At 47.3% G+C, this 582-nt stretch carries 1 pseudogene; it reads right to left on the bottom strand.

Annotation, left to right across the window (positions count from 1 at the left end):
* A pseudogene (locus KIV40_RS32605) lies at nt 1-578 on the bottom strand (TIGR03503 family protein); the annotation flags it as partial.
* Between the last annotated feature and the right edge of the window lie 4 nt (nt 579-582).

Genomic DNA, 582 nt, shown 5'->3' with positions numbered 1-582 from the left:
AAGATACCATCCCCAGCTACTTCATGGAGATCTTCGCCGTTATCGGCAAATTCACCCATAATCACAGGAACAGGTCGCGCTTCACGGACTAAGGCGTCTTCATTTTCAATGTATTTGGTAAAGGTGATCTTGAGATTGACTCTATCTAGGAAGTCTCGCAGCACTAAAGGCTTGCCGTCTGAGGTGAGACGGGCCGTAAACTTAAGCACTTCGGTTTGATAGAGCTTATCAGGGAACTGTTTCGCATCTAAGACTAGATGCGAGAGCAGCTTAATATTGTTCTTTGGTGATACCTTACCCACGGCTTGCCAAGGCCCCGGCATCGGGTGGTCAATCGAGACGATGTCCATCGAAGACTCTTGGTACCAGCGAACGTTATCTGCGTTACGCCACGAATAGTATTTTTTACCATCCGGGCGAACCAAAACCACAGGTTGAGAATTGTCGGCTCGATAAATAACAAACGTAATCTGTTCAATGCTTGGATCCACTCTAAAGCGGTTATCCAACAGTCGCATTGAAGACTCCGTTGCAGCCTGCACACCGATACTAACAAGTAACAAGCAACTCCAAGCCAATGCC

It is taken from the genome of Vibrio sp. D173a (genome assembly GCF_030248475.1).
This window is presented reverse-complemented; position numbering and strand designations above follow the sequence as displayed.